Annotated in this window: 10 protein-coding genes; all 10 read left to right on the forward strand. The window is 31.5% G+C overall.

All coding sequences use genetic code 11. The features are described from left to right. Positions 1-488 precede the first annotated feature (488 nt). The 10 genes from H0Z29_11275 to H0Z29_11320 all read left to right on the forward strand — a co-directional run bounded on the left by H0Z29_11275 (position 489) and on the right by H0Z29_11320 (position 11,825). Complete coding sequence (locus H0Z29_11275; protein ID MBO8132070.1) at positions 489-1,238, forward strand: hypothetical protein; 750 nt, start codon at positions 489-491, stop codon at positions 1,236-1,238. A 23-nt stretch (positions 1,239-1,261) separates the two neighbouring features. Beyond that, complete coding sequence (locus H0Z29_11280) at positions 1,262-2,269, forward strand: hypothetical protein (GenBank protein ID MBO8132071.1); 1,008 nt, start codon at positions 1,262-1,264, stop codon at positions 2,267-2,269. A 16-nt stretch (positions 2,270-2,285) separates the two neighbouring features. Continuing rightward, complete coding sequence (locus tag H0Z29_11285) at positions 2,286-3,782, forward strand: lipopolysaccharide biosynthesis protein (protein MBO8132072.1); 1,497 nt, start codon at positions 2,286-2,288, stop codon at positions 3,780-3,782. Between the two features lie 312 nt (positions 3,783-4,094). After that, the gene (locus H0Z29_11290) at positions 4,095-4,973 is read left to right on the forward strand and encodes a glycosyltransferase (GenBank protein ID MBO8132073.1); all 879 of its coding nucleotides are present in this window, start codon (positions 4,095-4,097) and stop codon (positions 4,971-4,973) included. A gap of 15 nt (positions 4,974-4,988) precedes the next feature. After that, entirely contained in the window at positions 4,989-6,017 is a 1,029-nt protein-coding gene (locus tag H0Z29_11295) for a glycosyltransferase family 2 protein (GenBank protein MBO8132074.1), read from the forward strand. A gap of 9 nt (positions 6,018-6,026) precedes the next feature. Next, a complete protein-coding gene (locus H0Z29_11300) occupies positions 6,027-7,184 on the forward strand; it encodes a glycosyltransferase family 4 protein (protein MBO8132075.1) in 1,158 nt (385 codons plus the stop codon). A gap of 83 nt (positions 7,185-7,267) precedes the next feature. After that, positions 7,268-8,341 carry a glycosyltransferase family 4 protein gene (locus tag H0Z29_11305; GenBank protein ID MBO8132076.1) on the forward strand — a complete coding sequence of 358 codons (1,074 nt, stop codon included), beginning with the start codon at positions 7,268-7,270 and terminating at the stop codon, positions 8,339-8,341. A 9-nt stretch (positions 8,342-8,350) separates the two neighbouring features. Next, positions 8,351-9,715: a phenylacetate--CoA ligase family protein gene (locus H0Z29_11310; protein MBO8132077.1), complete on the forward strand. Its 1,365-nt coding sequence runs from the start codon at positions 8,351-8,353 to the stop codon at positions 9,713-9,715. Positions 9,716-9,757: 42 nt separating this feature from the next. After that, complete coding sequence (locus H0Z29_11315) at positions 9,758-10,660, forward strand: glycosyltransferase (protein MBO8132078.1); 903 nt, start codon at positions 9,758-9,760, stop codon at positions 10,658-10,660. Then, on the forward strand, positions 10,653-11,825 hold the full coding sequence (locus H0Z29_11320) for a glycosyltransferase family 4 protein (GenBank protein ID MBO8132079.1): 1,173 nt from the start codon (positions 10,653-10,655) through the stop codon (positions 11,823-11,825). Before H0Z29_11315 ends, H0Z29_11320 begins: the two co-directional genes overlap by 8 nt. Position 11,826 lies beyond the last annotated feature (1 nt).

Below are 11,826 nucleotides of genomic sequence, written 5' to 3' on the forward strand. Positions count from 1 at the left end.
AAAAGCCAAATCTGACAAAAGGCGATTTTGCATTTTTAAATTTTCATTCTGCATTCTGCATTGAGCCTTTGCGCTTAACGTCTTGTATTAACGTAGTCGCTGAAGGCGATTTACCGAAGTGCAAGATAGCCTTATAGCAATTGCAAAATGAAGATTGCAAAGTGCAAAAGTCAAATTTATTTCTGTCTACATTTTGAGTACAAAAGCCAAATCTGACAAAAGGCGATTTTGCATTTTTAAATTTTCATTCTGCATTCTGCATTGAGCCTTTGCGCTTAACGTCTTGTATTAACGTAGTCGCTGAAGGCGATTTCCCGAAGGGCAAGATAGCCTTACGGCAATTGCAAAATGAAGATTGCAAAGTGCAAAAGTCAAATTTATTTCTGTCTACATTTTGAGTACAAAAGCCAAATCTGACAAAAGGCGATTTTGCATTTTTCAATTTGCATTATGCATTCTGCATTGAGGCTTTGCGCTTAACAGGTAATATGAGACTATTAATAGCAAGTATACCACGATGTGGCTCAACAATGTTACTCAGAGCAATCGGTGGATTTCCACCCGGGGAATATACTCCCAGAAATAGACATTGCGCCACTATAACTGACTTTGAATACATTCCGGATGTTCCGTTTTTAAAAACCCATCTTCCAGCCCCTGAATATCTTCCAGGGGACATTAAAACAATTTTTCTTTTTGGAGATCCAATTATAGCTGTTGCTTCCACCCTACAAAAAAGATTCGGTTGGCAACATTTTAGGAATTTAGGTTATACATCCAACAAAATACCTGATATAATAAATAGAGATGACCTGGGTTACGAAAATGTTTATAAAACATGGGCCAAGCGACATAAATATCCTGTATTATCAATTAAATATGAATATATCTGGGATTTCCAAAAAATTATTGAACTATATATTGGAAGAAGAATAATCCTACCGGTGAAAAGGAAAAGAACGACCAGAATAGATAAAAAGCTTTTTTATAAACTATCTGTTACGTACAAAAATTTAGGTGAAGAAATAAAATCAGCACCTTCCATAATGCTAAATACCAATAATGGAACCATACTATCTGGACTAGATGACATAAAAAGATATCTGAATCGCTCAAATATTATACCTATACTACCTAAATGTTCAAATAAAAGAACACTAATACTAATACTTCAACACTATTTATCATTTCTAAAGCTAAATAGCCTATATTTTAAAATATTAAAATACTTCAAATAAAAAAAATAGCGATTTAGCACCTTATGATAAAATCAGTTTTGATAGCAGGACCATGGATAGGAGAATTTGGATGGGAGTTAATGGCTTTTCAGGCTAGAATTAGAGCATTATCCAGGTATTTTGAAAAAGTAATTGTAATTGGTAGCAAAGAAAAAGAGAAATTATATGAAGATTTTGCACTTTATTACTCTGTCAAACTGCCAGACAATATTGGCTTTGCAAATGGAACTTTTAGATATAAACTTAATAACAAACAGAAAAGAGGGTTAATAAAATGGTGTCAGGATAAAATAAAAGAAGCAATAAAATATATTTCAGAAAGATACATCGTAAAAAACCTCGGCATATATATTCCATTTAAATACGGAGAACTACCATGGATACCTACGTACCCTCCATACCAAAAATTTATCAGATTTGGTACCTCCCAGACTAATTCAGAAACACCTCTTGTACTTTTTGTAAGAAGAAATCGTTCTTTCATGAAGGAAATAAATCTGCCAGAAGAATGGTGGCATAATCTTAAATACAAACTCGATAAATATGGCATTAAATGTTCATTCTTTAAAAATAATTTAGACGAAGGGTTGAAACAACTTTCTTCATCAGATTTAGCAATCGGTGCATCAACCGGGGGATTACATTTAGCCAGTTTATGTGGTTGTCCACATTACGTTTGGGGTCCTGGTTCCGAGAAAATCATGGCAGGTGGACCCTGGCCAATTCCAACAGAAGTGAGGTACAACGCTACTTGGAATCCTCTCGGAACTCCTGTATTTTACCGCAGTTTAGGATGGCAGCCGTCAGTTGAAGTTGTTATACAAGATGTTTTACATACGTTAGAAAAATTTGGTCGGAGAACTGGCTCTGCGAAAGAAAAAACTAAATGGCTAAATTCAGTCTGGAGACCTCTCCGAATGAGAATGAAAATAGCTGATTGTTTCAATTCCTTTGCGGCAAACCACAATAGATACTTAGGCGAGTTTTTAAAAAATCTGGTCCGTCCAAGATCTGGAATTAAATATATCTAAATGCATAAAAAGATAAATGACTGATACTCAACTAATAAAATCTAAATACAAATCTGGTATAAAGTGGTCTACATTAAATAATACATTAATAATCATAATACAAACAATTGTCGGTATTATTTTAGCGAGACTGATTGATCCTTCTCAGTTTGGATTATTAGGAATGATATTAGTTTTTATAAATTTCGCACATGTTATAAGAGATATTGGACTTAACCATGCATTAATTCAAAAAGCAAATGTATCCAAAACAGAATACTCCACAGTTTTCTGGACTAACCTTTTTCTTGGAATTGTATTCACGGTTACTTTTTATTTTGGGGCATCTTTCATAGCAAATATATACGAAAACCAAAAATTAATAGCTCTTACTAAGCTTTTATCATTCTCATTTTTATTCGCCTCTATGTCATCTATTTTTAGAACAATATATTTTATAAAATTGGATTTTAGAACTTTAACAATCATTGATGTACTTTCGATTGTATTAAGCTCCATCGCTGCCATAATATTAGCAATACTGGGATTCGGTGCATGGGCGTTAGTCTGGCAAATTTTGATTGGAAACATAATAACATTTATAATTTTCATAGTAATAACAGATTGGTACCCATCTCTTATTATTAATATTAGTACAATCAAACAGTTATTCCCATTTGGAAGTATAATTACATTAAATACAATTTTTGATTCTGTTAAATTAAACATTGATAATTTTATTATTGGCAAATTATCCGGTGAATATAACCTAGGAATTTACAATCGAGCCTTTGGTTTAATGCGTCTACCTATAACAAACCTGACTAATTCAATTCGCAAAGTGATGTTTCCTACTCTTTCAAAACTTAAATCTGAAATAAAAGAAATCCAAAATGTCTATATAAGAAGCACACGCATAGTTGCATTCTTTGCATTACCATTAATGTTAGGGATGTGGGCTGTTTCTCAGCCTTTTATCCTTGGGATTTACGGTGAAAATTGGGAAAAAACAATACCTATATTAAGAGTCTTTTCCATATTAGGGGCTATTCAAAGCCTGAATAGTTTCACAGGAACAATTTTTAACTCACTTGGATACCCTCACATTCCTTTATACTTAAAAATTATAAATATTCCACTGACAATAATTGGACTTATATACGGTTTTATGTATTATAACATTATGGGTATAGTTTATGTTCTTTTCTTTTTAAATACTTCATTTGTGTTTATAAATATCTTTCTGGCAAATAGGTTAATAAAACTCAGGAATATCGATTTTTTTAAACATTTTACAACTCCTACAATATGCTCCATTATAATGGCATCAATAGTAGAATTACTGCGCCATATAACACCTTTAAACAGAATGCAAAATATAATTCAATTGGCAATATTGGTTATAACAGGGATTCTGATATATACTATACTAGTCTTTGCTTCAAAATCTGAAATCTTATCAGATATTTTTAACCATATGTTTCCATCTTTAAAAAAGTGTAAATTAATAAAAAAATATTTTAAGTGGATTTGATACTATTATTTAACAATGAAAAGCTCTATTAAATTTTTATATATTGCTTCTGTTGATCTTGATATACACAATGCATCAAGTACCCATCCAATAGAATTTCTGAAGGGCATGGCTAAAAATAACTGTATTGTATATGCAATCTTTCCCAAGCCAAAAAGGGAAATTTCATATAAAAATATAAACTTTCATTTCATTTATCCTGCCATATATAATGAATTCGGGAGATTTTACTTTTACTTATTAAGTTTCATTACTTCTATTATAATTATACTTTTTAAATATAAAGATATCAATTTTATATATATACGCGAAATGATTTACAATCCATTTCCAAGATGGCTTTCTAAAATTTCAAAATTACCACTAATTATAGAAGTTAACGGAAATCGCCTGCTCAGTGTCAATAAAAGAGAAAAGAGATATCATAAAATATATAGAGATCAAAGTAATAATTTCAATATAGCTAAACTAATAGTAACTTCTACTCCATACCTAAGAACACATATTAGTAAATCTTATATGATACCAAATAATAAAATTATATTTTTAATAAATGGTGTTGAGGAGAGTAATTTAGATTCACCGTATATCTCAGACGATGATTTAGAATATTTAAAGGATAAATTCTGTCTGGGATTTTTAGGTACAATATGGAAATGCTATGATCTATACAGTACAATCATGTCTTTATATTTACTCAAAAAAGAGATTAAAAATATACATTTACTATTTATTGGAGATGGTCCTGATAAAAGCTATATTCAGAAGCTTGTAAGCAAATTAAACCTACATAATAATATTACAATAACCGGATTTATAAATCCATCGGTATTAAAACATTATTTGAAGTATATTAACATTGGGTTAATGAATCTTACAAAAAAGGGAGTAATGAATGGAGGCCCTATAACAACAAGATTTGGATCATATGCAATAAACAAAATACCAATTATAGCCAGCGATTTTATGATTGACGAATATCCAATTGAAATTAAAAATAATATATTTTTAGTTCCTCCAGAAAATCCCAAAAAATTAGCATACAAAATATTATATATATTCAAAAACTACGATGAAGCCCAGCAAAAAGCAGAAAACCTGTACAAATATGTCGTAAAAGAATTGACTTGGGAAAAGGTTACCAGAAAAATTCTATCTAAAATTGAAGATATTCTCAAAGAGGAGGTATAAAAACAATTCATTAAAATGTTATCGAACGAATTAACAATAATCGTTGTTACTTACAATTCCATGGATATCCTACCCCACTTCCTTGTACACTTGAAAAATGCTTTGCAAGATGAGCAATGCGAAATTATCATATCTGATAATTGTTCATCTGATGATATCCAGAATTACATTAATCGCTATCACCCTGATGTACATCTGGTCAAATTAAACGAAAACATGGGCTATGGAGCAGCATTAAATGAGGGGATAAAAATTGCTAAAACTCCTTATGTTGCTCTGATGAATCCAGATGTCATAGTTGAACCAGGAGGATTTAATGAGCTTATTATATTCCTAAAAGAGCATCCCGAAGCTGCTGCCGTCTCTGGACTGATAGCACATTGTACAGAAATCCCGAAAAGTTTAACCATCAATTCGCTATTTCCCGATAAAAAAGTTGCAGCAAATATAAAATACGAGAATCTATTTTCAAGGATAGTTTATTACACAGGCTTGAGGTATAAACTGCCAAAAGCTAAGTTCTTAAAATCATGGAAAATGGTTGAAATTAAAGATCATATTGAAGTTTCAAGGATTGAAGGATCTTTTGGTATTTTCAGAAGAGAAGCTCTTCTTAAAGCTGGACTTTTTGATCCACGTTTATTCCTATACTGGGAGGAAGATGACATTGCTATAAGATTAAAAAAACTCAATTATAAAATCTACCTCACGAAAAGAGCCATAATCGCACATCTTCAAGGCAAAGGAAGTAATCTAAGTAAATCAATTGTTACCGAAAAAATCTTGCTAAATAGTATCTATTTATTTTTCAGAAAATATTATGGACTTGCTTATGCCTGGATTTCATTTTTTACAATCTGGACGATAATTTCTATCGTTCTTCTATCAAAGATTCTATTAAAAAAAGACCGCTATACTTTAATGGAATTATGGAAATGGCATTTTTACTCTTTACTGCTCAAGGGTAAAACCCCAAAGAATACAATTCCCAACAATTCATCAATCAACTATGACTGGTCAACCAAAATCAAAACTAATAATTAATTGCACAATATGAACATAGTCTTAGAAGCCACTAGTGCATATACGGGATTAAGAGCAATAAAACGTTATACAAAAAGCCTCATACACGCCTTCTTTGAAAAAGGATATGAAGATAACTTTATAATATTCACGAACTTTTTTAGAGGTAAATGTAATGAGATTGATTCGATAATAAAAAAGAAGGATAATTTTATTAGAAAACATATGCCAATCCCCCTCAGATTCAAAAACTTATATTGGGAGTATATTGGGCTAATTAACATTAACCCGTCTTTCACTAAAGTTGATATATTCCACGCTCTTGGCGATAACCATCCAACTTTAAAGCTACATAACTATATAATCACACTACACGGAATTGCATATTTCTCAAGACCGGATTTGCTCGATCCAGATTATGTAAAAGAGAAACAAAAAAATCTGATTAAAGCCTGTAAAATCGCAAATTATTTTATTGCCGTCTCCGAACATACAAAAAGGGAATTTTTAAAGGTTTTTTCATCAATAAAATCTAATAGTATAAGAGTTATACCGCTGGGTGTTGGTGAAGAATTTCACCCGATTGAAAAGAATAGAGTAAAAAAAATACTTAAAGAAAAATTTAAAATAGAAAGCCCCTATATTTTATTTGTTGGTGGACTGGAACCCCATAAAAATATACATGGAATCTTAGAAGCATTTTATATAATTAAAGACGAATTTAAAAACATGGCTCTCATTTTAGTCGGGAAAACTTCAAGAAAAAATAATTACCTTGAAAATCTGCTTAACAAATATAAAATCCAAAATAGAATAAAGATTATTCCTTTCCTACCTCAAGAAGGCAGAGATTTACCAGTATTATATAACGGGGCAAAATGTTTTGTATTCCCAAGCTTTACTGAAGGATGGGCGTCACCTCCACTTGAGGCAATGGCGTGCGGAACTCCAGTAGTTACATCAAATGTATCGTCCCTGCCAGAAACAGTTAATGATGCTGCAATTAAAGTAGACCCTTATAATCCTGAAGAAATTGCCAAAGCAGTAAGAAAAATATTAAACGACCCTGACTTCTCTAAAAATTTAACCAAAAAAGGATTGACCCATTCATCTAAATACACTTGGAAGAGATGTGCTGAAGAAACTTACTCTTTTTACAAAGACATAATAGAAAATAGAATAACTTAAAAGTTAAAAGAACAGGTTGAATATTGAAAATCACAATAGATGTAAGCTGTCTAGTATTAAACCCTTATTCAGGTCTTTCCAACATGGCAAGGAATTTAATTAAATATCTTTTAGAAATCGATAATGATAATGAATACATACTTTTTTTTAACTACTTCAAGAAAGAATATCGATCCTCTCTAAAATTTGATAGTGTAGAACTTTATAAACTACAGATTCCTCGCAGATTAATCAAATTCATATGGAGTTATTGTAAAGTACCAATAGACTCATATTTCCCTAAAATGGATATCTTCCATTCCTTACATAGATTAATGCCACCAACGAAAAAAATCAAAACCCTTTTAAATATACATGATTGTCGATTTATTGCTCATCCAGATCTCTACTCAACAAAAGAAGTAGATTCTTATAGAAAGCAAATTGAAATTTCCCTTAAACACTCAGATTTAATAATCACAATATCAAATTTTATGAAAAAAGAAATACAAAAGTACTTCGGGATTGACGAAGAAAAAATTAGAGTTATATATAATGGCTTTGACTATAAATATCCTGATAAATTAAAAAGCTCCCTTCAGTCCCAACACTTTAAATTTAAAACAAGCAGGTCTTATATAATATTTCTTGGTCCACTGGATAAAAGAAAAAATTTAAACAGGCTACTCATGGCATATGAAAAAGCAATTCATAATGATAAATCATTCCCCGACATTCTAATAGCAGGTGTAGATAAATACGATTTCAACAAATACTTAAGAATAAATAATTTAGATATCAGCTCTTTTGAGAATAAAGTTATCATAACAGGATTTTCAACCTTCAAAGACATACATTTACTAATATCAAATGCAAAGGCTCTTTGCTATCCATCGATATATGAAGGATTTGGATATCCACCCCTCGAAGCTATGGCCTGTGGTGTACCAGTATTAACCAGTAACACTTCATCAATTCCAGAAATTGTTGGAGATGCTGCACTGAAGGTTAATCCATTCAGTATTGAAGAGATTTGTCAGGGATTAGAACAAATCGTACATGATAAAGAATTTAGAGAAAGTTTAATAAAAATGGGATACAATCAGGTCAGGAAATTTCCCTGGGAAAAAACGGCCTTAAGCTATGTAAATGCATACAATTATTTGTACAGGAGCTAATAGCCCAAAATGAGTTATAGCTCTTTCATTAAAAATATCTACTACCCAATTACTCAAAAAATAAAAGGACAAAATGTTATTAAATATTTTGAAGAACTAAAGAAAAATGAATATAAACCTATAGAAGAATTGAAACAGCTACAATTCAGAAGACTCAAATACATTATAGATTCAGCTTATAGAAATGTCCCCTATTATCAAGAAACTTTTAAACAGTATAGTTTCCATCCTGATGATTTACAAAAACCTGAAGATATAAAGAACCTACCCATTCTCGATAAAGAAGACATAATCAGAAATTTTAATAGACTAATTAATCGCAATTACAAAGGTAAGATATATTTTTGCAAGACAAGTGGTTCCACAGGAATACCATTAAAATTCTACGTTTCAAATGAATATGACAGTTGGGATTGGGCAAGCCGATGGCGCGGAAGGAGCTGGTTCAATATAAAAATAGGTGATCCCGAGGTAGCTATCTGGGGTCGCCATATTCACTCTCCAATAAAAAGAATAATTGATCCTTTAAAAGCACTCATTCGTAATACCTTGCTTATTTCAGGATTTGAATATACAAAACAAGATTTAAAAAAATATACTCGAAGAATTAATTCATTTAATCCTGTATATATATACGGATATTCAAACAGCATATATAACCTCGCTTTATTCTATAAAAAAAACAATATTCCTGCACCGAGTAGACTTAAAGCTATTTTTGTAACTGCTGAGATGCTCTTTCCAAATGAAAGAGCCCTTGTTGAATCCACATTCAACGTACCAGTAGCCAACGAATACGGTTGTTCTGAATTAGGAGGATTCGCCTACGAATGTCCTCATGGTAACTGGCATGTATCAATTGAAAATGTATTTCTCGAATTCATTCAAAATGAATTAGGGTTCAAAGAAATAGTGGCGACATCATTGACAAATATATATATGCCATTTATTCGCTACAGAGTCGGCGACATAGGGGATTGGATCGATACAAAGTGTTCATGTGGACGAACTCTACCTATTATGAAGCTTGACTTTGGAAGAATAACAGAAGTAATTATCATGAAAAATGGGGATCGTTTTTCAAGTAAAATTTTTGGATATGTAAGCAAAGAACTTTTTGAAATGGGCAAACATCCCTTCATTCAATATCAAATAATTCAAAATGAACCATCTTCCTTTATAATATATTATGTCCCATCAGACTCCTTCAAACAAGAGGACCTTAACATTTTCTCTAAACTCGTATACAAATATCTTAAAACAAATCAAATAAAAATCGAATATATACCTGTAAAGAATATTAATCCTGATCCATCGGGAAAAATAAGATATTTTATATCAAGATTAAAAAGCGAAGAAATCACAGGAACATAAAACTATACTTAAGTCTAAGTCCTATAATAAATACCTTCATTCATGAAAAGAGATTTTGTTAGATATCGGAATGATCCTCCAAAGGGAAAGCTTGAGGTTTATCGGAACTGTCCAGTTGAAAGTGTTAAGTTAAGTATTATAATACCAACATTAGACAAAAAAAGAGGAGGATACCTGCAAAAACTTATTAATTCCATAAAAGAACAGACATTTAAAAATTGGGAGTTAATACTGGTAATCGGAGATACAAGACAAGGGCGGGCAATTAACTGCGGTGCGTCAATTGCTAAAGGAAAATACCTATTAATCCTTGATGACGATACTCAAATAACCCAGAATTTTCTCTTTGAAAAGATGGTATATTACATCGAAAAGCAACCTGATATAGGAATGGCTGGTGTTTCCAATGTAATACCATCGGACGCAAAGTCATTTATAAAAAAGGTCATGACTCAAATACCACGAAGAACCTCGCCAATCGTAAATGAAATAATTGATAGTGATCTTGCAGAACACCCCTGCTGTATAATTCCAAATAAAGTATTCTACGAAATTGGTGGGGAAAACGAATTGATACCAAGGGGACTTGATCCATATTTAAGAAACGAGATAAGGAAGGCAGGATACAGAGTAGTAGTTCTACCAGGTCTCTACATACATCATCTACCTCCGAACAATTTTTCTTCGTTCATCAAACAGTTTTATAGAAACGGTAAAATGGCTGCATTTGTTAATAAGTATTATAAGGATTTTGTAGTAGATCTTGCATTTAAACACAATCAGAAAGTAATTGAAAAAAGAGGACTCATATATAGAATTTTTCGTTATTCATACAAAATTGTGATCTCGATCATGGAACTAAAACTATACTACCTTTTAAGTTTAATTACCTATCTGGCAGGTTTCATTGTTGGCTATTTAACTCTGAATAAAGATGATGTGTAAAAAGATTAATCTTCTGATACCCGGTGATTTCCCACCGATCATTAGTGGTATTTCAACATATTTTTATGAAATCTGGAAGTTGCTACCTTCTGATAAAAGAATCATTATAGCGCCCAGATTCGGAAGTTATCGTAAAATTGACAGGAAATTTCCTCATAGAGTTTTCAGAGTTAAAGTTCCAATAAATAACAAAACTTTTGAAAAAATAAAGAAGGGGCTTATATATCTTTTTTACACTTTTATTCTGCATTTAAAACACAGAATAAAAATAATTCACTGCGGACAGGTACTCTCATCTGGATTTGTAGGCTGGTTTATGAACAAATTATTTAAAATTCCATATGTCATTTACATCTATGGTTCAGAAACTTATAGATTTGGTAGATTAAAACTTTTTACATCTATAATGAAAATTTTTTTAGAATCATCATCAAAAATAATTGCAAATAGCAATTTCACAAAAAATGAGTATATTGAATTTGGCATAAATCCAGAAAAAATTGAAGTTATAACTCCAGGTGTTGATATTGGGAGATTTTACCCTCAGAAAAAGGATGAGCACCTTTTAGAAAAATTTAACCTAAGGGATAAAAAAATTCTGCTGACCGTTGGAAGACTTGATGAAAGGAAGGGACATGACAAAGTTATAGAAGCTCTTTCAAAGTTAAAAAGCAAATACCCCGATTTAACTTATTTAATTGTTGGATCTGGCAGGGAGGAAAAGAGATTGCAAAACATTGTAAAAAATTATGCACTTGAAGACTACGTTGTATTTGTCGGCTATGTCCCTGATGAGGAATTACCAAGATACTACAACCTCTGCGATATTTTTATCCTTTTAAACAGGCAAACAGAGGCAAATAAACTGTTAAAAGGTGATTATGAAGGATTTGGTATTGTATTTATCGAGGCAAGTGCCTGTGGTAAACCTATCATTGCCGGTAATTTTGGTGGTGTTTACGATGCGGTTGAAAATGGTAAAACAGGTTTAGTAATTGATCCTGTTAATATTGAAGAAATTATTAAATCAATTGAATATTTTTTATCCAATCCTGAAAATTCATTTAAATTTGGCAATAGAGGTTTAAATCGTGTAAGGCAATCCTTTACTTGGGATAAAAAAGCCAGAGAAATTATTACTATAGAAAATGAAATTCTGAATTAAA

The sequence above is a fragment of the Candidatus Neomarinimicrobiota bacterium genome, from assembly GCA_017656425.1.
Lineage (GTDB): Bacteria > Fidelibacterota > UBA2242 > UBA2242 > B5-G15 > JACDNV01.